Annotated in this window: 18 protein-coding genes; 7 read left to right on the top strand and 11 right to left on the bottom strand. The window is 74.9% G+C overall.

The window, feature by feature from the left end:
- Positions 1-27 precede the first annotated feature (27 nt).
- From ACZ4U4_RS30170 to rsmH, 4 genes are all read right to left on the bottom strand, one after another.
- Positions 28-1,740 carry a UDP-N-acetylmuramoyl-L-alanyl-D-glutamate--2,6-diaminopimelate ligase gene (locus ACZ4U4_RS30170; protein WP_467880905.1) on the bottom strand — a complete coding sequence of 571 codons (1,713 nt, stop codon included), beginning with the start codon at positions 1,738-1,740 and terminating at the stop codon, positions 28-30.
- Positions 1,741-1,758: 18 nt separating this feature from the next.
- On the bottom strand, positions 1,759-3,795 hold the full coding sequence (locus ACZ4U4_RS30165) for a peptidoglycan D,D-transpeptidase FtsI family protein (protein ID WP_467880902.1): 2,037 nt from the start codon (positions 3,793-3,795) through the stop codon (positions 1,759-1,761).
- 97 nt (positions 3,796-3,892) lie between these two features.
- Positions 3,893-4,513 (bottom strand): cell division protein FtsL, encoded by a 621-nt coding sequence (gene ftsL, locus ACZ4U4_RS30160; protein ID WP_467880900.1) that lies wholly within the window; start codon positions 4,511-4,513, stop codon positions 3,893-3,895.
- Entirely contained in the window at positions 4,510-5,469 is a 960-nt protein-coding gene (gene rsmH, locus ACZ4U4_RS30155; RefSeq protein ID WP_467880897.1) for a 16S rRNA (cytosine(1402)-N(4))-methyltransferase RsmH, read from the bottom strand. The genes ftsL and rsmH overlap by 4 nt, the downstream gene beginning before the upstream one ends.
- 487 nt (positions 5,470-5,956) lie before the next feature.
- Between rsmH and ACZ4U4_RS30150 the strand changes: the two genes are divergently transcribed.
- The 4 genes from ACZ4U4_RS30150 to ACZ4U4_RS30135 all read left to right on the top strand — a co-directional run bounded on the left by ACZ4U4_RS30150 (position 5,957) and on the right by ACZ4U4_RS30135 (position 11,737).
- Positions 5,957-6,514 (top strand): beta-class carbonic anhydrase, encoded by a 558-nt coding sequence (locus tag ACZ4U4_RS30150; protein WP_467880894.1) that lies wholly within the window; start codon positions 5,957-5,959, stop codon positions 6,512-6,514.
- A 282-nt stretch (positions 6,515-6,796) separates the two neighbouring features.
- Positions 6,797-7,819, top strand: coding sequence for an AAA family ATPase (locus ACZ4U4_RS30145; RefSeq protein WP_467880891.1), 1,023 nt, complete (start codon positions 6,797-6,799; stop codon positions 7,817-7,819).
- Positions 7,819-9,216: a DUF58 domain-containing protein gene (locus ACZ4U4_RS30140; RefSeq protein WP_467880888.1), complete on the top strand. Its 1,398-nt coding sequence runs from the start codon at positions 7,819-7,821 to the stop codon at positions 9,214-9,216. Before ACZ4U4_RS30145 ends, ACZ4U4_RS30140 begins: the two co-directional genes overlap by 1 nt.
- 121 nt (positions 9,217-9,337) lie before the next feature.
- Complete coding sequence (locus ACZ4U4_RS30135) at positions 9,338-11,737, top strand: transglutaminase TgpA family protein (RefSeq protein WP_467880885.1); 2,400 nt, start codon at positions 9,338-9,340, stop codon at positions 11,735-11,737.
- Between the two features lie 314 nt (positions 11,738-12,051).
- Here ACZ4U4_RS30135 and ACZ4U4_RS30130 read toward each other — a convergent pair whose 3' ends face one another.
- From ACZ4U4_RS30130 to ACZ4U4_RS30120, 3 genes are all read right to left on the bottom strand, one after another.
- Positions 12,052-12,471: a DUF3040 domain-containing protein gene (locus ACZ4U4_RS30130; protein ID WP_467880882.1), complete on the bottom strand. Its 420-nt coding sequence runs from the start codon at positions 12,469-12,471 to the stop codon at positions 12,052-12,054.
- Between the two features lie 257 nt (positions 12,472-12,728).
- Positions 12,729-13,484: a class I SAM-dependent methyltransferase gene (locus ACZ4U4_RS30125; RefSeq protein WP_467880879.1), complete on the bottom strand. Its 756-nt coding sequence runs from the start codon at positions 13,482-13,484 to the stop codon at positions 12,729-12,731.
- Between the two features lie 265 nt (positions 13,485-13,749).
- Positions 13,750-14,235: an SAV_6107 family HEPN domain-containing protein gene (locus ACZ4U4_RS30120; protein ID WP_467880876.1), complete on the bottom strand. Its 486-nt coding sequence runs from the start codon at positions 14,233-14,235 to the stop codon at positions 13,750-13,752.
- A 187-nt stretch (positions 14,236-14,422) separates the two neighbouring features.
- Here ACZ4U4_RS30120 and ACZ4U4_RS30115 point away from each other — a divergent pair, with 187 nt between their 5' ends.
- From ACZ4U4_RS30115 to ACZ4U4_RS30105, 3 genes are all read left to right on the top strand, one after another.
- Positions 14,423-15,037: a TetR/AcrR family transcriptional regulator gene (locus ACZ4U4_RS30115; protein WP_467880873.1), complete on the top strand. Its 615-nt coding sequence runs from the start codon at positions 14,423-14,425 to the stop codon at positions 15,035-15,037.
- Between the two features lie 419 nt (positions 15,038-15,456).
- Positions 15,457-16,077: a DUF4126 domain-containing protein gene (locus tag ACZ4U4_RS30110; RefSeq protein WP_467880871.1), complete on the top strand. Its 621-nt coding sequence runs from the start codon at positions 15,457-15,459 to the stop codon at positions 16,075-16,077.
- Between the two features lie 57 nt (positions 16,078-16,134).
- Positions 16,135-17,631 carry a phytoene desaturase family protein gene (locus tag ACZ4U4_RS30105; RefSeq protein WP_467880868.1) on the top strand — a complete coding sequence of 499 codons (1,497 nt, stop codon included), beginning with the start codon at positions 16,135-16,137 and terminating at the stop codon, positions 17,629-17,631.
- A 40-nt stretch (positions 17,632-17,671) separates the two neighbouring features.
- On the opposite strand, the gene ACZ4U4_RS30100 is transcribed toward ACZ4U4_RS30105, so the two are convergent.
- From ACZ4U4_RS30100 to thiE, 4 genes are all read right to left on the bottom strand, one after another.
- Entirely contained in the window at positions 17,672-18,106 is a 435-nt protein-coding gene (locus tag ACZ4U4_RS30100) for a nuclear transport factor 2 family protein (protein WP_467880866.1), read from the bottom strand.
- Between the two features lie 185 nt (positions 18,107-18,291).
- On the bottom strand, positions 18,292-19,326 hold the full coding sequence (locus ACZ4U4_RS30095) for a hypothetical protein (RefSeq protein WP_467880863.1): 1,035 nt from the start codon (positions 19,324-19,326) through the stop codon (positions 18,292-18,294).
- Positions 19,327-19,361: 35 nt separating this feature from the next.
- On the bottom strand, positions 19,362-20,279 hold the full coding sequence (gene metF, locus ACZ4U4_RS30090; RefSeq protein WP_467880860.1) for a methylenetetrahydrofolate reductase [NAD(P)H]: 918 nt from the start codon (positions 20,277-20,279) through the stop codon (positions 19,362-19,364).
- Positions 20,280-20,437: 158 nt separating this feature from the next.
- Entirely contained in the window at positions 20,438-21,103 is a 666-nt protein-coding gene (gene thiE / locus ACZ4U4_RS30085; protein ID WP_467880858.1) for a thiamine phosphate synthase, read from the bottom strand.
- Positions 21,104-21,254 lie beyond the last annotated feature (151 nt).

Raw genomic sequence — 21,254 nt, 5'->3', positions numbered from 1 at the left:
GAAAGGTTGTGCGCGCATGGCGGTGTGTCATCCCTGGTGGTTCGGCTGTTGCTCGGACTGCGCGGTCTCGATGGCCGCGCGCAACACCTGACGGTCGTCGAAGGGGCGGACCACTCCGGCGATGTCCTGGCCCTGTTCGTGGCCCTTGCCGGCGACGATCACGGTGTCGCCCGGTTCGGCGCGGGCGACGGCGGCAGCGATGGCCGCGCCGCGCTCCTCCTCGACGAGGACGGTGCCGCGCTCGTGGATCGGGACCTCGGCGGCGCCCGCGAGCATGGTCGCGAGGATCGCCAGCGGATCCTCGGAGCGCGGGTTGTCGGAGGTCAGTACGGCGGTGTCGGCGAGGCGGGCCACCGCGGCGCCCATGGGGACGCGCTTGTGCGGGTCACGGTCGCCGCCGCAGCCGAGGACGGCGTGCAGCTTGCCGTCGGTGACCTTGCGCAGCGCCCGCAGAACCGATTCGACGGCGTCGGTCTTGTGCGCGTAGTCGACGACGGCGAGGTACGGCTGACCGGCGTCGACGCGCTCCAGCCGGCCGGGGACGCCGGGGACGGCCGCGACGCCGTCGGCGGCGGTCTGCGGGTCGATCCCGGCGACGACCAGGGCGGTGATCGCGGCGAGCGCGTTGGCGACGTTGAAGGGGCCGGCGAGCGGCGAGGCGGCCCGCACCTTCTCGCCGTTCGGGCCGTGCACGGTGAAGGTCGAGCCGAGCGCGCCGATCTCGACGTCGGAGGCGCGCCAGTCGGCGTCCGGGTGGCCCTCGGCGGAGAAGGTGGTCACCGGGACCTCGGAGAGGCCGCGGGCCAGGCGCTTGCCGTACTCGTCGTCGAGGTTGACGACACCGGCGCGGCTGCGGGCCCGGGTGAAGAGCCGGGCCTTGGCCTGGAAGTAGTCCTCCATGCCGGAGTGGAACTCCATGTGCTCCGGGCTGAGGTTGTTGAAGACGGCGACGTCGAAGACGCAGCCGTCGACCCGGCCGAGGACCAGCGCATGGCTGGAGACCTCCATGGCGACGGAGCGGACGCCCCGCTCGCGCATGACGGCGAAGAGCGCCTGGAGGTCGGTGGCCTCGGGGGTGGTGCGCTCGGACTTGATGCGCTCGTCGCCGATACGGGTCTCGACGGTGCCGATCAGCCCGGTCAGCGCGCCCTCGGCGGCGGCCGCTGCCTTGAGGCCCCCCTCCATCAGGTACGCCGTCGTGGTCTTCCCGGAGGTCCCCGTGATGCCGATCTGGAGGAGGTCCTCGCCCGGCGCGCCGTAGATGGAGACGGCCAGGCCACCCATCCGGGCGCGCGGGTCCTCGGTGACCAGGACCGGCAGGCCCGTTCCGGCGGCGCGCTTCTCGCCCGTCGGGTCGGTCAGGATCGCCGCGGCGCCGAGGTCGGCGGCCTGGGCGACGAAGTCTGCGCCGTGCAGACGGGCCCCGGGCAGTGCCGCGTAGACATCACCGGGGCGTACCGCCCGGGAGTCGTGGGTGATGCCGGTGACCTGGACGTCTGCCGCGTCGGAAGCGGTGGTGCCCAGCTGCTCGGCGAGGACCGCCAGAGGGGTGGGACGGACCACCTCGGGGCGGGGCGCTCCCGGGTACGTTCCGGAGGCGTCCTTCTGGGCGTTGGGGGACTGTTCAGCATGTGACACGGCGGTGAGCGTACCGGGCGCGGCGGCTCCGAGGCGAAGTGAGGGTTTTGTGCGCGAGCGGTGCGCCGGCTCGGGTGTTCCGTGGGGAGTGATGGTCGTCACGGCGATGTTGCCTCGTTTTCAGTCGCCTGGCGTGAAGGTGACGGGCAGCCTCGGGGACGCGCTGCCGCTGGGCGGGACCTGCAGGGTTTTGAGCGCGAACTTCATCACCTGCTGGTAGACGGGGCCGCAGACCTGGCCGCCGAAATAGCTGCCCTTGGTGGGGTTCTGGACCGCGCAGTAGACGGTGATGCGGGGGGTGTCGGCGGGGGCGAAACCGGCGAAGGAGGCGGTGTAGCCGTGGTAGCGGCCGGTCTTGGGATCCACCCGGTTGGAGGTGCCGGTCTTGCCGCCCACGCGGTAGCCGTCGATCTTCGCGGCGGCGCCGGTGCCCTCGCGGTCGTCGACGACGGATTCGAGCATGGTGGCGAGCTGCCGGGCGGTCTTGGCGCTCACCACGCGGTTCTTCTCGGGGGCGGGCGCCGGGCGGTAGTGGCCGTCGGGTCCGGTGGTGCCGCGGACGAGGGTCGGCGCGATGCGCTCGCCGCCGTTGGCGATGGTGGAGTACACGGAGGCGGCCTGGACGGCGTTGAGGGAGAGGCCCTGGCCGAACGGGATCGTGTACTGCTGCGAAGTGTTCCAGTCCTTCGGCTTGGCCAGGATGCCGTCGGTCTCGCCGGGGAAGTTGAGCCCGGTGGGGCGGCCGATGCCGAACTTGTCGAGGTACGAGTGGAGCACCCGGTTGGCCTCGGGCTGGGTCTTCCCGAGCTGGCCGGTGGCGAGGATGGTGCCGATGTTGCTGGACTTGGCGAGGACGCCGTTGAGCGTCAGGTGCCAGGTGTCGTGGTCGATGTCGTCGGCGAAGAGCCGGTCGCCGCGGTGCAGCCGGTTGGGGACGGTGACGCGGGTCGCGGGGGTGGCGGCGCCCTCCTCCAGGACGGCGGCCATCGACATGAGCTTGCTGGTGGAGCCCGGTTCGAAGGCGTCGGTGAGGGCGGCGTTGCCGAGGGCCTCGGGGTCGGCCCGGTCGAGGTGGTTGGGGTCGAAGCCGGGGGCGTTGGCGAGGGCGAGGATCTGGCCGGTGCGGGTGTCCTGGACGACGACGTAGCCGCGGTCGGCCTTGGACTTGGTGACCTGCTCGGTGATGGCCTTCTGCGCCTCCCACTGGATGTCGCGGTCCAGGGTGAGACGGACGTCGGTGCCGGGGACGGCGGGGTGTTCCTGGGTGTCGGCGGTGGGCACCCGGCGGCCGCCGGACTGGGCGTAGACGAGCTTGCCGTCCTTGCCCGCCAGCTCCTTGTTCAGCTGGGCCTCCAGGCCGCCGCCGCCCCTGCCCTCGCTGTTGACGAAGCCGAGGACGCCGGCGGCGAGGGCGTCGTTGGGGTAGACGCGCTTGCTGTGCTTGTCGGCGAAGATGCCGACGAGGACGTTGGGGGCGGGCGCCTTCTTCGGCGCGGCGGCCGCCTTCTTGTCCTGCTCCGCCCGCATGTCCTTGATCTTCTTCCAGACCTGCGGGGTCTGCTGCCGGGCGAGGACGACGTACCGGGAGGAGGGCTTGGACAGCTTGGTGGCGAGGGTGGCGCGGTCCTCGCCGAGGACCGGCGCGAGCAGCGCGGCGGCCCGCTGCGGGGCGTCCCCGATCTTGGTCTTGTCGGGCGCCAGCAGGCTGGGGTCGGCGGTGATGTCGTACGCGTCGACGGTGGTGGCGAGGTCGGTGCCCGAGCGGTCGGTGATGGCGCCGCGCTCGGCGGCCAGGGTCACCGGGACGTAGCGGTTGACGTTGGCCTTGGCGGCGTACGCGGCGGCGTCGACGGCCTGCACCTGGAAGAGGCGGACGACGAAGACCAGCATCACCAGCGTCAGCGCGAGGGCGACCAGCCGCAGCCGGGGCCGCGGGCTGCCCAGCCGGAGCGCGGGCGCGGGCCGCGGGGCCGGGCGCGGCCGGGCGGGGCGCCGCGGCGGCGCGGCCTTGGCGGGGCGGCGGCCGGCCGGGGGGCGGCCCGCGGCGGCGCGGCCGTTCTTCGGCGCCGGGCGGCCGCTCTTCGGGGCGGGGCGGCGGGCGCCGCCGCTCTGCGCGGGGCGCGGGACACGGCGCCGGGGGTCCTTGGGCGCGGTCATGACACGGCCCTCCGGTGCGGGACGCCGGTGCCCGTGGCCGCCGGGGGCCGCGGGTCTCCTGCGTCGTACGGCTGGGGGGCCTGGTACGTCACCGGGTTCACCTGCCGGAGGTCGTCGGGGCGGGGGCGGTCGCGGCGGGCGGCGGAGCGGCCGGTGCCGCACGGCCGTCCGGGGCGGGTGAGCCGGGCGGGCGGGGCGTGGCGGTCGGCGCGGGGGCACCGGCGGCGCCCGGGGACGGGGCGCCGGACGCACCGGGTGCGGCGGCGTCCGGGGAGGCCGTCGCACCCGGCGAGGCGCCGCCGAGCGCCCCGGGGAGCGACGGACCGGCCGGGGCGTGCTGCGGGTGCGGCTCCTCGGTCGCCTCGCTGGGCCTGCCGCGGACCGTGCCGTCCGGGGCGAGGAAGGCCGGGTTGCCGCCCGGCACCATGCCCAGCCGCCGGGCGCGCCGTTCGAGGGCGCCCGGCGCGGAGACCGCGTCCACCTCCTGCTGGAGCTCCTGCTGGTCGTCGGTGAGTTCGTCGGTCCGCTTCTCCAGCCGGCTCAGTTCGAACGAGCCCTGGTTGAGCGCGGAGTTGAGCAGCAGCAGGGCGAGCAGCCCGGAGCCGAGGAGGACGACGACCAGCAGGACGAAGGGCGTTCGCGCGGCGGAACTGCTCCCGCCGGGGAACAGCGCCGCGAGACGGGAAGGCCCCTTCGGCGAACGCCCCCGGGGGGTCACGCGATGTCCTCACGGATGCGTTCGGCACCGCGCAGCCGGGCCGGGGCCGCCCGCCGGTTCTCGGCGACCTCTTCCTCCGTGGGGAGTTCGGCGCCCCGGGTGAGCAGTTTCAGCCGCGGCTGGTACTGCTCGGGGACGACGGGCAGGCCGGGCGGCGCGGTGTTGGCGGCACCGGCGGCGAAGACCTGCTTGACGATCCGGTCCTCCAGCGAGTGGTAGGCGAGGACCGCGATCCGGCCGCCGACCGCCAGCGCCTTGACCGCGGCGGGCACGGCCCGCTCCACGCTCGCCAGCTCGCCGTTGACCTCGATGCGCAGCGCCTGGAAGGTGCGCTTGGCGGGGTTGCCGCCGTGCCGCTTGGCGGCCTGCGGCAGCGCCTCACGGATCAGCTCGACCAGCCGGGCGCTGTGGTGGAACGGCTCCTTCGCCCGCTCGCGCACCACCGCCTCGACGATCCGCTTGGCCTGCTTCTCCTCCCCGTAGGAGCGCAGGATCCGCACCAGCTCCCCGGGGGCGTAGGTGTTGAGGACGTCGGCGGCGCTGATGCCGGTCGTCTGGTCCATCCGCATGTCCAGCGGCGCGTCCTGGGCGTACGCGAAGCCGCGGTCGGCCTCGTCGAGCTGCATGGAGGAGACGCCGAGGTCGAAGAGGACGCCCTGGACCTTGGGCACGCCGAGGCGGTCGAGGACCTCGGGGAGTTCGTCGTAGACGGCGTGCACCAGGGTGGCGCGGTCGCCGTACGGGGCGAGCCGCTCGCCGGCCAGGCGCAGCGCGGAGGGGTCGCGGTCGAGGGCGATGAGCCGGGCGGCGGGGAAGGTGGCGAGCAGCGCCTCGCTGTGGCCGCCGAGGCCGAGGGTGCAGTCGACGACGACGGCGCCCGGCTCGGCGAGGGCGGGGGCGAGCAGGTCCAGGCAGCGCCGGAGCATGACGGGGACGTGGCGAGTGTTGCCGCTCATGCGCGGACCTCGCTTCGCCGGGCGGACCCGCATCCGGGGCGGGCGCACCTCTTTCTGATTCGCTCGCTGCGCTCGCTCATAAGCCTTCCGATGGGTGAGCGGCAGGTGGGTCCCCGGCCGCTGGCGGGGTGCCGCACGTACCGCTTGGTCCCCGCCCGCTCTGAAGGGGAAGTGGCTCTCCGGCGACGGGAATTGGCGCCGGAAGGCCGCTGGAGCGGGAGGAGGCCGAGCCGCACGTGTGGTGGACACGCGAGGGCTTCGGGGACCGAGGAGAGCGTCACGCCTCCCACTTCGCGCCACTTTAGTCCACCGCCTTCCCCGGTCAATCAACCGGTTCCGCGCGTCCCGGAGCGGCTGTTCGGGCCATCGCCCACCCGAACGGGGGCACCGTAACGCTCCATGTGGATTACGTCACAAGGGGTGAGGTTGGGCGCTGTGACCACGCCCAGGTGCGGCCGGATCCGGCCGCCGGCGCTACCGTGAGGCCATGTCCATATCTGCCTCACAGTCGCCCTCCCCGGCCGCCGACGGCACCACGCCCGCCGGGACCACCGTCACCGACCGCCTCGTCGCGGCGAACGCGGAGTACGCCGAAGCGTTCGGCGACCCCGGCATGGATGCCCGGCCGGTCCTCAAAGTCGCCGTCGTGGCCTGCATGGACGCCCGCCTCGACCTGCACGCGGCGCTCGGTCTGGAGCTGGGTGACTGCCACACCATCCGTAACGCGGGCGGTGTGGTCACCGACGACATCATCCGTTCCCTGACCATCAGCCAGCGCGCGCTGGGCACCCGTTCGGTGGTGCTCATCCACCACACCGACTGCGGTCTGCTGGGCCTCACCGAGGACTTCCGCCACGATCTGGCGGCCGAGGTCGGCCAGCGTCCCACCTGGGCGGTCGAGGCGTTCAAGGACCTCGACGAGGACGTCCGCCAGTCGATGGAGCGGGTGCGCACCTCGCCGTTCCTGCTGCACAAGGACGACGTCCGCGGCTTCGTCTTCGACGTCACCACCGGTCTGCTGCGGGAGATCTCCCCCCAGCGCTGACCTCGCACCACCGCCGGGTGCGGGACCCGTGTCCCGTGCCCGGCTTCGTGCTGCCCGGATGCGGGTGGGCCGGCGTCACCCGCCGGGGCGAAACGCCGTCAGTTGTCCACAGGCCATGACGCGGAGTGCGCGCGGCGGTGAGAATGCGGGGGTGGCGTCGCCGCGGCTCCGGCCGGGTGCGACGCCGCATCCGGGGGCGGGCCGGGCCGTACGGAAGGCGCCGGTCCGGTGATGAGGAATCCTCTGTTCAGCGCGGGCACGGGGAAGGGCCGAGGAGGGCCGGTGACGACGTATGACGAGCGAGCGAGCCTCGTTGATGTGACCACCACTGCCGAACGGGTGCAGCGGTCGGTCGAAGGTGTCATCGAGGGCAAGCCGGAGGTCGTACGGCTGGCGCTCACGGTGCTGCTCGCCGAGGGGCACCTGCTCATCGAGGACGTGCCGGGCGTCGGCAAGACGATGCTGGCCAAGGCGCTGGCGCGGTCCCTGGACTGTTCGGTGCGGCGCATCCAATTCACCCCGGATCTGCTGCCGTCCGACATCACCGGTGTCGGCGTCTTCGACCAGCAGAGCAAGGAGTTCGAGTTCAAGCCCGGCGCGATCTTCGCCCAGTTCGTGATCGGCGACGAGATCAACCGCGCCTCCCCCAAGACGCAGTCGGCACTGCTGGAGTCCATGGAGGAGCGGCAGGTCACGATGGACGGGCGGACGTACGAGCTGCCCAGCCCGTTCATGGTCGTCGCCACCCAGAACCCGATCGAGATGGAGGGCACCTACCCGCTGCCGGAGGCGCAGCGGGACCGCTTCATGGCCCGGGTCTCCGTGGGCTATCCGAGCCCGGCGGCCGAGCTGCGGATGCTCGACGCGCACGGCGCGGCATCGCCCCTGGAGGGGCTGCGGCCGGTGGCGCGCGCCCAGGACGTGGACCGGCTGACCGCGGCGGTGCGGGCCGTCCATGTGGCCGAGGCGGTGCGCCGGTACGCCGTGGAGCTGGTGGCGGCCACCCGCGCCCACCCGGATCTGCGGCTGGGCGCCTCCCCGCGGGCGACGCTGCACCTGGTGCGCGCGGCGAAGGCGTCCGCGGCGCTCGCCGGGCGGGAGTACGTCCTGCCGGACGATGTGCAGGCGCTGGCCGTCCCGGTCCTGGCGCACCGGCTGCTGCCGACCTCGCAGGCGCAGCTGAACCGCCGCGGCGCGGAGCAGATCGTGCTGGAGATCCTGCACCGCGTCCCGGTGCCGGACCCGGCGCGGCAGGCCCGGGCGGACGCCCCGGACCGCCGCCCGCCCGGCCTCCGGGAGCGGTGATGTCCGACGGGAGCGAGGCCGCCGGGCGGGGCGGGCTGCGGGCGGCCTTCGCCGGGCTGACGACGCGCGGCCGTTCGTTCCTCGCCGCCGGCGTCGCCGCCGCGGTCTGCGCGTATCTGCTGGGCCAGGCGGATCTGCTGCGGGTGGGGCTGCTGCTGGCGGCGCTGCCGCTGGTCTGCGTCCTGGTGCTGCACCGCACGCGCCACCGCGTCGCCGCGCACCGCACCCTCGCACCCGCCCGGGTGCCGGTGGGCGCCGAGGCCCGGGTGCGGCTGTCGGTGGAGAACCTCTCCCGGCTGCCCACGGGCGTGCTGATGCTCCAGGACCGGGTTCCGTACGTGCTCGGGCCGCGGCCGCGGTTCGTGCTGGACCGCGTCGAGGCGGGCGGGTACCGGGAGGTGTCGTACCGCGTCCGGTCGGACCTGCGGGGGCGCTTCCCGCTCGGGCCGCTGGAGCTGCGGTTGGCGGACCCGTTCGGCATGTGCGAGCTGACCTGCGCCTTCGGCGCTGCGGACACGCTGACGGCGGTGCCCCGCACGGAGCCGCTGCCGGCGGTGCGGATGGCCGGGGAGACGGCCGGGTTCGGCGACGGGCGGCGGCGTTCGGCGGCGCTGGCGGGCGAGGACGACGTCATCCCGCGCGGCTACCGCCACGGCGACGATCTGCGCCGCGTCCACTGGCGTTCCACGGCGCGCCATGGCGAGCTGATGGTGCGCCGGGAGGAGCAGCCGCGGCGGACGCGGTGCACGGTCCTGCTCGACACCCGGGAGGCGGCCCACCGCGGCACCGGTCCGGAGTCGGCGTTCGAATGGGCGGTGGCGGCCGCCGCGTCCACCGCGACGCATCTGCTGGAGCGCGGCTTCCCGGTACGGCTGCTGACGGACACCGGCACCTCGGTGCCCGGCCCGGAGGGCACCGCCGCCGGGCCGGGCGGTACGGAGACCGGTGAGGCGGCCGGGCTGTTGCTGGACGTCCTCGCCGTGGTGGAGCCGTCCGGGCAGCCGGACCTCTCGGCGGCCTACGAGGCGCTGCGCGGCGGCGAGGGGTTGCTGATCGGCTTCTTCGGGGAGCTGGACGAGGCGGCGGTCGAGGCGGCGGCGCGGATGCGGCGGCGCGCCGCGGCCGCGGTCGCCTTCGTCATGGACGGCGACGCCTGGGCCCAGCACTCCCGGCAGACCCGCTCCGGCGCCGGTCCGGGGAGGCTCGACGACCGGCTGCGGATGCTCCGCGAGGCGGGCTGGACGGCCCTGCCGGTGGCGCCGGGCGCCTCGCTGCCCGCGCTGTGGCGAGCGGCCGACGGGACGGGCGGCATACCCTCCGATGGTCCCCGGGCCGGCGCGGCGTACGCCCCGGCGGACCCGGACGGCGCGGCAGCGGGGGCGGGGAGCGGCACATGAGGCGGGACATGAGCGGGCGGCAGCACGGCGGAGGGGCGTCCGGTCGGCGCGCCGCGGCGGACGGGGCGCCGGGCGGCGGGCGTGCCGCGGGCGGCCGGGCCGGGCGAGCGGGAGGGCGCGGATGAGCGGGCGGGGGCCCGCCCTGTGGGCGGCGGTGGCGACGCTCTGCGCTTCCTGTGCGCTGGTGCCGCTGGTCGATCCGGTCAGCTGGATGGTGCAGGCGGCGCTGCTGGTGGTGCTGGTGACGGCGGCGGGTGCCGGGGCGCGGCTGCTGCCGTGGCCCCGGCCGGTGGTCGTCGTGGCCCAGGTCGTGGTGGCGGCGTTGACGCTGACCGCGCTGTACGCGGGTGAGCAGGCGCTGCTCGGGGTGGTGCCGGGCCCGGACGCCGTCGCGGAGCTGGTCCGCCTCGGGCAGTCCGGGGTCGCGGATGTGAGCCGGTACGCCAGTCCGGCGCCGCTCACGCCGGGCATCCGGCTGCTGCTGGTCGGCGGGGTGACGCTGGTCGGCCTGGTCGTGGACGCGCTGGCGGTCACCTACCGCAGCGCCGCGCCCGCCGGGCTGCCGCTGCTGGCGCTCTACTCGGTGGCCGCGGGGCTGACCACGGGCGGCACGGGCCGGCTGTGGTTCCTGATCGCCGCCGCGGGCTATCTGCTGCTCCTGCTGGCCGAGGGCCGCGACCGGCTGTCGCGGTGGGGCCGGGTGTTCGGCGGCACGGCCGGCCGGGCCTCCCGGTGGTGGCCGCGTCCCGGGAAGAAGGCGTCCGGGCCGGCGCCGGTGCGGCACGGGCGGCGGATCGGCGCGCTGGCGCTCGGTGTCGCCGTCGCCGTCCCCGCGGCGCTGCCGTCGCTGGGCACCGGGCTGCTCGGCACGGGCGGCCGGGACGGGGGCTCCGGCGGCGGCACCATCTCGGCCGTCAACCCGCTGGTCTCCCTCCAGAACAGCCTGAACCAACCCGAGGACAAGGAGGTCCTCAACTACCGCACCACGGCGGACGACACCCGCGATCTGTATCTGCGGATCGTGGCGCTCGACCAGTTCGACGGCGCGGCCTGGAAGCCGTCCGAGCGGACGGTGACCGATGTGCCCGAGCAGCTGCCGCGGCCCGCGGGGCTCTCCCCGGAGGTCGCCACCACCCAGGTCAACACCTCGATCTCGACCGCCGAGTGGTACGGCCAGAACTGGCTGCCGATGCCGTTCCCGGCGTCCCGGGTCGGCATCGCCGGGCGGTGGCGCTTCGAGGAGCAGGGCCGCACCCTGGTGGGCGACCGCGGCCAGAACACCCGTGGCCTGCAGTACCAGGTGGCGAGCCTGCGGGTGCGGCCCACGGCCCGGCAGCTCGCCGAGGCCCCGGCGCCGCCCGCCGCGCTGCGCCGCGAGTACACACGGGTCCCCGCCGAACTGCCGCCCGTGGTCGCGGCGACGGCCCGCAAGGTGACCCGCGGCGCGGCCACCCCGTACGCGAAGGCCGTCAAGCTCCAGGACTGGTTCGCGACCGACGGCGGCTTCCGCTACGACACCGAGGTGCAGGCGGGCAGCGGTGTGAAGGCCATCGCGCGGTTCCTGGAGCAGAAGGAGGGCTTCTGCGTCCACTTCTCGTTCTCGATGGCCGCGATGGCGCGCACCCTGGGCATCCCGGCGCGGGTCGCCGTCGGTTTCACACCGGGCACCAAGCAGCCCGACGGGACGACCTCGGTCGGCCTGCGGGACGCCCATGCCTGGCCCGAGCTGTACTTCGAGGGGATCGGCTGGACGCGTTTCGAGCCCACGCCGAGCCGCGGCAACGTCCCGGAGTACGCCCTGCCGGACACCTCCCAGGACCACACGCCGGGCTCCCCCGCGCAGGAGCCGACCCGGCCCACGCCGCCGACCGGCGGCCCGCGGCCGGATCCGACCTGCGGCCCCGGTCAGCGCGCGGGCGCCACGGGCTGCACGGCGGCGGCGCCCACGGCGCAGGATCCGGGCTCGCCGGGCGGCGGCCCGTCCGTCCTCGGCGCCGTCGGCCTCGTGCTGGGCGGTCTGCTGCTGCTCTCGGTGGCCACGCTCCCGGCGCTCTGGCGGCGCCGGCTCCGGACCCGGCGGCTCTCGGCCGAGGGCCCGGCGGCCGTCCTCGGCGCCTGGCAGGAGCTGACCGACACCGCCCGGGACCTGGGCATCGCACCGGACGAGGCGCTCACCCCACGCCGGACGGCCGTCCGGCTGGCCGACACCGCCGCGCTGCCGCCCGAGGCCGCCGAGGCCGTGCACCGGGTGGCCGGCGCGGTCGAGGAGTCCCTGTACGCGGCGCGGCCGCGGCCCGCACCGCAGGTGGCCGCGGACGCCCGTCTGGTCTGTGCCGCGCTGCGCGCGCAGGCGTCCCGCGGGGCCCGATGGCATGCGGCCCTGGCGCCCCGCTCCGCGGACCGGCAGGTCAAGGCGTACGCGGCCCGGTGGACGGCATTCCGCCGCCGCGCCGGTGGCCGCACGGCCGCCGCCGTACGCCGTCTCACCACGGCACTCCAGCCGGGCGGCCGACGGCCCTGAGCCGGGCGGAACCGCCGTACGCCGGGGCGGGCCGGGCGTACGGCGGTGAGGCGGGTGTACCGGCCCGCGTGGCCGCTTGGTCCGCCGCGCGGGCCCGGCATTCCGCACGGGGCGCAGGATCAGACCCGGCCCAGGGGGCGGCACCCGCACCGACCGAGACTCCCGCCCCGCCCGGTTCCGTCACGGCCGACAGCGGCTCAACGCAACTGACGCTCAACGCAACTGACGGGGCCGCCCGAGCGTCGGACGGCCCCGTCAAGGGCTCAGTGTGTGTTCGGCTCCGGGAGCCGTTCAGGACCGGGGACGGTGCGGGCTCAGTGGCCCTGTTCGTCGCGGCGGCGCTGCCAGCGGTCCTCGATGCGGTTCATCATCGAGCGGCGGCCGCCGGACTGGCGCCGGGCCGGCGCTCCGCCCGCCCTGCCGCGCTTCCCCGGGGCCGCGCCGGGCCGCTGTTCGCCGGGCTTGGGGGCCTTGCGCCAGCCGGTCACGGCGAGGACGGCGCAGCCGAGCATCACCAGGAAGCCGACGACGCTGATCCAGATCTGCTGGGCGACCATGCCGGCCATGAGCAGGCCGATACCGACCAGAAAGCCGACGACCGCTTGGTAGACCCGTCGCCGGGTGTACGTGCGCAGCCCGCTTCCCTCAAGCGCTGTCGCGAACTTGGGATCTTCGGCGTACAGCGCTCGCTCCATCTGCTCGAGCATGCGCTGCTCGTGCTCCGAGAGCGGCACGGAGTCCTCCTACTCGTCGGTCGCGGGGGCGACCGGGTGCGGCCCTTTCAGGATAGGCAGGGATTCGCCCCCGTGAAACCCGCCCCTCTGCGCCAGTCCACTGTCCTGGCCGCCAGGGCGGCCGATGGTGATGCTGCCTGCATTCCCCACCGGCCTATCCGTCATGCCGGAACGTCGTCCCTCGATCATACGGGGAGAAGAGGCTGATCGGGTGGGCTGTGGCCGACCGCACCCGGCGGTCGGCCACCGGTCGGTGATCAGCCGCGTCGGCCCAGAACGTGCAGCTGGGTGGCGACCGAGTGGAACGCGGGCTGCTCGGCGGCGGCCGCCTCCAGTTTCAGCAGCGCCTCCATCGCCCCGGGCTCGGTGTCGACGAGCACCCCGGGGACGAGGTCGGCGAAGACCCGCACCCCGTGCACCGCGCCGACCTGCAACCCGGCGCCGGTGACCAGCCCGGACAGCTGGTCGGCGGTGAACCGGCGGGGCACCGGGTCGCCCTCGCCCCAGCGTCCGGCCGGGTCGATGAGGGCCTGGTGGGCCTCGGTGAAGTGCCCGGCGAGGGCGCGGGCCAGCACGGCGCCGCCGAGACCGGCCGCGAGAAGGCTCAGGGTGCCGGACTCGCGCAGCGCGGCGACGACGTTGCGGACGCCCTCGGCCGGGTCGTCGACGTACTCCAGGACGCCATGGCACAGCACGGCGTCGTAGCCGCCGCGCTCGACGACGTCGAAGAGGCCGTGGGCGTCGCCCTGGACGGCCCGTACCCGGTCGGCGACGCCCGCCTCGGCGGCCCGGCGCTCCAAGGCGAACAGAGCGTTGGGGCTGGGGTCGACAACGGTGACGCGGTGGCCGAGGCGGGCGACCGGCACGGCGAAGTTGCCGGTGCCGCCGCCGGTGTCGAGGACGTCGAGGACTTCGCGCCCGGCAGCCTCGGCCCGGCGCTCCAGGGCGTCCTTGAGAACCTCCCAGACCACGGCAGTACGAAGGGATGCGCGCGGGCGCAGCGGGTCAGACACGGCGGGTGGCTCCTCGGAGGGGCAGATCAACTAGGCGCCCACCACCCTATTGCGTCGCGCACCGTCCGCGGCCTGCGGCGCCACCTGCGACTTCCGTGGCTTCCACGGCTTCCGTCACGCCCGGGCCGGGCGGACGGGGCCGGGCACCGTGACGGGAGGCACCGGGCGGCGACGGCCCCGCGCCCGCACACGCCGTGCGGGGCTCGCGGTGCCGCCCGCCGCCCGGCCGGACGCAGGCGCCCGGTCCGCGTACCGCCCCTCCCGCTCACCCCACCCGCTGATCCGGCAGGGACGGCTGGAGCAGCAGCATGCGCTCGACCAGGCGGTGGAAGTGGAGGGCGGCGCGGATGAGGTCGTCGGCGTCCCGTCGGCCGGCCGCGCCGGGTATGCCGGCCTCGGCCCGAGCCCGGCGCTCGGCCCCGGCGGCGAAGAGGGCGCTCCACTCGGTCAGTTCCGGTGCGACCTCCGGCAACACCTCCCAGGCGCTGCGGATACGGCGGCGCCGGTGCGGGGTGGTCTCGGGCCTGCCGCGGACGGCCAGCACCGCGGCGGCGGTGCGCAGCGCGGCGAGATGGGCGGTGGCGAAGCGCTCGTTCGGAGACTGCAGGGTTTCGGCTTCGCTGAGGCCCCGGCGGGCCTGGGTGAGCAGGGTGAGGGCGGCGGGTGGCGCTGCCGAACGCCGCAGAACGGGGTGGACATCGCTCGGGGGACCGTACGCAGCGGAGCTGCCCGTTGCGGGACGAGCTGCCATGACGAACCTCCAGTCGTCGCAAACCGGTTCGGAACCGTTGCCCCCATCGTGCGGCACACCACTGACAATCGGCCCTGACCTGGTCTTTCACGGAGAAGTACGGCGGCAGGGAGGCAATTCGCCCACCGGTCGCTCCCGGGCCGCGCCCTGGAGCGGGCAGGCGTCGCGGACCGGCACAATCACCTGCATGGACAGCTCCCACTCACGCCGCGACGCCACCCGGCGCAAGCTCTTCGACGCCGCGGTCACCCTCATCGCCGAACAGGGCTTCTCCTCCACCACGGTGGACGAGATCGCCGAGCGGGCGGGGGTCGCGAAGGGCACGGTCTACTACAACTTCGCGAGCAAGAACGTTCTCTTCGAGGAACTGCTGCGGCACGGCATCGAACTGCTGGCGGCCTCCCTCCAGGAGGCGGCCGAGAAGGTGACCGCCCGCGGCGGCTCCCGCATCGACGCGCTGGACGCGATGGTCCGCGCCGGTCTGGACTTCATCTCCCGCTACCCGGCGCTCACCCAGCTCTACGTGGCCGAACTGTGGCGCACCAACAGAGCCTGGCAGTCCACCTTGATGGTGGTGCGCCAGCGGGCCGTGGCCGTGGTGGAGGACGTACTCCAGGAGGCCGTCGCCGAGGGCGAGCTGAGCGAGGAGATCGATGTGCCGCTGACGGCGTCCGCGCTGTTCGGCATGGTGCTGGTGGCGGCGCTGGACTGGCAGTCGTACCAGCCGGACCGCTCCCTCGACGAGGTGCACGCGGCGCTGTCCCGGCTGCTCCAGGGGCGGGTGAGCGGCCACCGCAGCTGATCCACGGCCCGAACGAGCCGTTGCCCGGCGGACGTCGGCCGGGCGTACCGCCCGTGGCGCGCGCCCCATGGTGCGTCGCCGGGAACCGTCCCGCCCGGTGAACCGCGGTTCACCGCCGTCCCCCGGAGGCCGGACGCGGAAAGCGCGCTGCCCTGGCGCGGATCGTTCCCCCACCGATCCGACCAGGGCAGCGCTTCCCCCGTATCCCCCGTACTTCCCCCGTGCTTCCCCCGTCACGTCCGGGATGCCGCGCCGCTCCGCCGCCCCGTGCCGGCGGTGCGGCGCCGCGTCCCTTCGGTGCACCCCACTCTGTCGTTCCGGCAGGGTGCGGCCCATCCGCGTACCTACTCATCTCACCGCCTGAGTACGCGTACTCACTCGTGAGCACCCCGTCCCCACGCTGCTCTACGATCTCCGGCATGTCCGTACTCCCGTTGGTGTTCACCAGTGGCTGGGCGAGCGGGATCAACGCCTACGCCGTCGTGCTGCTCCTCGGCCTGCTCGGCGCCACCGGCGTCACCGACGAGGTGCCGGACGCACTGCAGCGCCCCGATGTGCTGATCGCCGCCGCGGTGCTCTTCCTCTTCGAGACCGTCGCCGACAAGGTCCCGTACGTGGACTCCGTCTGGGACGCCGTGCACACCGTCGTACGGCCCGTCGCCGGCGGCGTCGTGGCGGCGCTGCTGGCCGGGCACGACGGATCGCTGCCGCAGCTGGCGGCGGGGGCGGTCGGCGGTTCCACGGCGCTGCTGAGCCACCTCGTCAAGGCAGGGGCACGGATCGCGGTCAACACCTCGCCGGAGCCGGCGAGCAACATCGTGGTGAGCGTCGTCGAGGACCTCGGGGTCGCCGGGCTGATCGCGTTCGCGGTGTTCCACCCGGTCATCGCCGCCGTCATCGCCGCCACGCTGCTGCTGGCCGGGCTGGCGCTGGTGATCCTGCTCTGGTCGCGGATCCGCCGCTACCTGCGACGGCGGCGCGAACGCCGCGAGGAGAAGCGGCTCGCGGCCGCCACCGAGGCGGATCCCGTACCGCGCTGAGGCCGTCCGGCGGGCGGGGTACGGGCGTTGTCGGTGGCGGCGGATACAGTCGCGGACATGGCACGGATTGCGGTGATCGGGGCGGGCGCGGGCGCGATGGCGGCCGCCGCGCGGCTGGCCGTCGCGGGCCACCGGGTGGTGGTCTGCGAGCGGGAGGCGACGTACGGCGGGGCGCTGAGGCGCTTCGAGCGGGAGGGGTTCGGGTTCGACACCGGGCCCGCGCTGCTGCACCTCCCCGCCGTCTACCGCGATCTCTTCATCAAGACCGGCCGGGAGCCGCTGGAGAGCGTGCTGACGCTCACACAGGTCGATCCCGCGAGCCGTCATGTCTTTCCGGACGGCACCGCGGTGTCGCTGCCGAACGCCTCGCGCGGCGGCGTCCTCGCGGCGCTGGACGGCGCGCTGGGCGCGGGCGCCGGGGAGCGCTGGAGCGACTTCCTGGGGCGCGCCCGGGACGCCTGGGACGCCACCCGCAGACCGCTCCTGGAGGAGCCGCTGTGGGCGGACTGGCAGGTGCTGGGGCGCGATCCGTATCCGGCGGTGCGCCGCCGTGGCCTGTTCGGCCGGGGCAAGGGCCCGACGACCGCGACGCTCGCGGAGGTCGCCCGCCGCGAGCTGTCCGACCCGCGGCTGATCGCCCTGCTGGAGAGCCATGCCATGGCGTACGGCTTCGATCCGCGCGCCGTCCCGGCGAGCGCGGCGGTGCTGCCGTACATGGAGCAGACCTTCGGCACCTGGTATCCGGCCGGCGGTATGCGGGCGCTGGCGGACGCGGTGCATGCGCGGTGTGTGGAGCGGGGCGTGGAGTTCCGGTTCGGGACGCCGGTCGAGCGGATCGTGGTGGCGGACGGCCGGGCGGCGGGTGTCGTCACGGCCGACGGCGAGGTGACGGAGGCGGACCACGTGGTCGCCGGGGTCACCCCGCAGGCGCTGGCGGGGCTGGTGCCCGGCGGGGCGCCGTGGGAGGCGTCGGATGCCCCGGCCGGTCCGCCGCCGGGTCCGGTGCCCGCCCGGATGACGGTGGCGCTGGCGCTGCGCGGCGCCCGGCCGGACGGCACCGCGCACCGCACGGTGGTGCACCCCGACGACCGCGCGGCGGAGCTGGCCGCGGTGTTCGGCGGCGGCGCACCGGCCGCGCCGACGGTGACGGTGCTGCGGCCCGACGATCCGGCCACCCGCCCCGACGACGCCCATGAGGCGGTGACGCTGACGGCGACGGTGGCGGCACCCGGCCCCGGCGGCCTCTCCGCGGACGCGGCCGAGGCGCTGGCCGAGCGGATGTCGGAGCGCGCCGAGGCCGCGGTGCCGGGGCTGCGGGAGCGGCTGCTGTGGCGCGAGGTGCTGCCGCCCACCGGCGAGGCGCTGCTGCCCGGCCCTGCGCTGGCCGGTGGCGGCGGCCGGTTCCTGCGCCCCGCCAACCGCACCCGGATACCCGGGCTTTACGCCGTCGGCGGCTGGTCGCACCCGGGCGGCGGCCCGGCGCACGCCGGGATGTCCGGGGCGATCGTCGCCGGACTGATCGTCAACGGCGACGACTGGCACGGCTCGACCTGAGGCGCGCGCGGGGAGTATGCGGCGCGCCCGCGCCGCCAGCTCAGCGCGCCTCCGCCCCGTCCGTCGTGAACGCCGCGGCCACGGCGAGGCTGTCCTCGTAGACGTGGTGCCGGGTGATCAGGCCGTGTGCGACGGTGAGATGCAGGGCGAAGCGTGCGCGGTAGGCGCGGCCCGTGGGGCGGGCGGTCTGGCGGATCTCGCCGAGCACGACGGCGTCGGCGCCGTCCACCAGGAGGCGTTCGATCTCGGTGGCCGCCTGCCCGGGCACATGGTGTGCCGCCAGTTCGCGGTAGTGGGCGGCGGCGTCGGCGCGGGTGGTGCGGTGACGGATCCACGGGGTGGCGGTGCGGCCGTGCTCGGCCTCGGGCCAGTCCAGCTTCCAGTCGACGCGCTCGGCGTACAGCTCGGCGATGCGCTCCGGGTCGCCCTCGCCGATGCGGCGCAGCAACTCCTCCACCACGGCACGGGTGCTCATGGACACGGCCGTCCCCCTCTGTTGCGGAACCCGCGCCCCACCGGCGCGGAGAGAGCACCTTTGTACCAGCGCCGAACGCCCGTGGCGCCTGCTTTCCGGGAGGCCGCCGGGCAGACGGACGACAGGCCCCGGACCGCGTGGTCCGGGGCCATGTCACCGCAGTTCCAGCCGTAACTGACTCGGCGTCAGTAGCGGTACTGCTGTTCCTCGTGGCCGTGGTGCGAGGTCGGCGGGTACGGCGGTTCGCCGGGCGGGTGGACGCCGTCGCGCTGTTGCGGCACCCAGACCCCGCCGGGCGGGGTGTCGCCGTAGTCCTGGAGCGAGGTGCCGTACGTCGGCCCGTAGGGCTGCTGGGCATACGGATCGACCGGCGCGTAGGGGTCGTGCGGCGGGTACGGCTGGGCGCCGTAGTGAGAATCGGGGGCCGCACCCTGGTCGGTGCCGTACGCGGCGTAGGAACCGTAGGGGTCGGCGTAGGCGTCGTGGGCGCCGGGGCCGTAACCGCCGCCGTGGCCGTAGGGGTCGGGGTCCGCCGGCTGGTGGCCGAAGGCCGGGGCGTAGGCGTCGGAGCCGTGCGGGGCGGAGCGGGCGTCGGGACTGTAGACGCCGTACTGGCCGGTCTCGTCGGGGAGCGGCTGCGGGGCGTAGACGTCCTGGGTGTAGGCGTCCTGGGCGTAACCGTCCTGGCCGCCGAAGACCGGGGCGGCGCCCTGGCCGTCGAGGGTCCAGCCGCCGTCCTGGTCGGGCTGCGGGGAGGTGCCGTAGCCGTCGTGGGACGGATAGCCGTCGGGGGCGGCGTGGGGCGCGGCGGCGTCGTACGGGCCGGGGGCGTCGGCTCCGTCCGGGGCGGCCGGGGTGTCCGGGGTGTCGGCGGGGCCGGTCGTCTCCTCGATGTCGGAGACGTGCAGGGCGGGGCGGCGGCCGGTGGACTTGGCCCGGCGGCGCCGGTTGTTGTTCTCCGGCGGTGCCTTCCGCAGCGACCAGCCGGTGGTGAAGCCGCGGCGGAAGGAGAGGGTCACATAGGTCTGGCCGGTGGCGAACGCGGCGGCGCCCAGGGCGATGACGATCACCGACGGGAGGAGCACGCCCACCACCACACCGAGGAATCCGGTGAAGGCCAGCAGCCGCCAGCGGAGGCGGGCCTTGTGCTGGAGGAGGACCTCGCCCAGCAGCCACAGCGCGACGCAACCGAATGCGATGTAGAGGACCGCCCAGCCCATGTACGCCCCTCTTCCGCCGCGCTGCGGCACCGTGATCAGGGCCGCTGATGCAGCCCCAGATTCTCGTAGATCTCCAGGGTCGCCGTGGAGTGGTTCAGGGTGATGAAGTGCAACCCGGGAACGTCCTCGGCCCTCAAGCGCGCGCACAGTTCCGTGGCGTACTCGATGCCAATGGAGCGTACAGCGGACGGGTCGTCCTTGACGGCCAGGATGCGCTCCGCGAGCTCAGGTGGGAATGCGGCATTGCTCAGTTGGGCGAACCGCTCGATCTGCCGGACGTTCGTGACGGGCATGATCTCGGGGATGATCGGCGTCGAGCATCCGGCGGCGGCGACGCGGTCGCGCAGCCGGAGGTAGTCCTCGGCGTAGAAGAACATCTGGGTGATGGCGAAGTCGGCGCCCGCGCGGCACTTGTCGATGAAGTGCGTGACGTCGGTGTCCCAGTCCGTGGAGCGCGGGTGCATCTCGGGGAAGGCGGCGACGCCGACGCAGAAGTCGCCGGACTCCTTGATCAGGCGGACCAGTTCGGCGGCGTAGGTGATGCCCTCCGGGTGACGGACCCAGTCGCCCATCGGGTCGCCGGGCGGGTCGCCGCGGAGCGCGAGCATGTTGCGGATGCCCGCGTCGGCGTACTGCCCGATGATGTTGCGCAGTTCGGCCACGGAATGGTTGACGGCGGTGAGGTGGGCGACCGGCGTCAGCGTGGTGTCGGTGGCGATCCGCTCGGTGGCGCGGACGGTGCCCTCACGGGAGGTGCCGCCGGCGCCGTAGGTCACGGAGACGAAGGTCGGGGCGACGGCTTCGATGCGGCGGATGGCGTTCCACAGCGTCCGCTCGCCCTTCTCGGTCTTCGGGGCGGCGAACTCGAACGAGTACGACTGTTTGCCGGAAGCGAGCAGGTCGCGGACGGTGCTCGCGCGATCAGTCCTGGTGGAAGCGGTACCTAGGGCCATACCGGAAGGTTATCCACCTGTGGGTCGGGCACCAACCGGCTCCGGTCGAATGCCGGAATAGGGCTGGTTCCCGTCCACGGGCTGGGACGGGAAGGCGGGCAGGGGCCGCCGGGGCACCGGGAGCAGGCCCCGTCGGGCGGGGCCGGGCGTCCGGCGGATCAGGCGGTCCGCTCACGTATGCGCTTCGCGAGCGAGGCGGCGGCCGCGGCGGGGTCGTCCGCCTCGGTCAGGGCGCGGACGACGACGATCCGGCGGGCGCCGGCGTCGAGGACCGCGTCGAGGTTGCCGGCGTCGATGCCGCCGATGGCGAACCAGGGGCGCTCGGGGGCCCGGGCAGCGGTGTACCGGACGAGGCCGAGGCCCGGGGCGTGGCGGCCCGGTTTGGTGGGCGTGGGCCAGCACGGTCCGGTGCAGAAGTAGTCCACGCCCGGCTCGGTGAGGGCCGCGTCGGCCTCGGCCTCGGCGTGCGTGGAGCGGCCTATGAGGACGTCCGGGCCGAGGAGGGCGCGGGCGGCGGGCACCGGGAGGTCGCCCTGGCCGAGGTGGAGGACGTCGGCGCCGGCGGCGTGGGCGACGTCGGCGCGGTCGTTGACGGCGAGGAGCGTGCCGTGGCGGCGGCAGGCGTCCGCGACGGTCTCCAGATGGCGCAGCTCCTCGGCCGCCTCCATGCCCTTGTCACGCAGCTGGACGATGTCCACCCCACAGGAGAGCACCGCGTCGAGGAACTGCGGCAGGTCGCCCTGGCGGGTGCGGGCGTCGGTGCAGAGGTAGAGCCGGGCGTCGGCGAGGGCCGCGGCGCGGGCGGCGTGGGTCCGGGTCGTCATCGGGTGCTCCCCCAAGGCGGTGGGGGGGGGGGGGGGGGGGGGGGGGGGGGGGGAGGGGGGGGGGGGGGGGGGGGGGGGGGGGGGGGGGGGGGGGGGGGGGGGGGGGGGGCAAGGGGGGGGGGGGGGGGGGGGGAGAAGAAGGGGAGGGGGA

The organism is Streptomyces sp. NPDC029159 (assembly GCF_055564055.1).
Note: the sequence above shows the minus strand (reverse complement) of the source record. Positions and strands in the feature narration are given on the sequence as shown.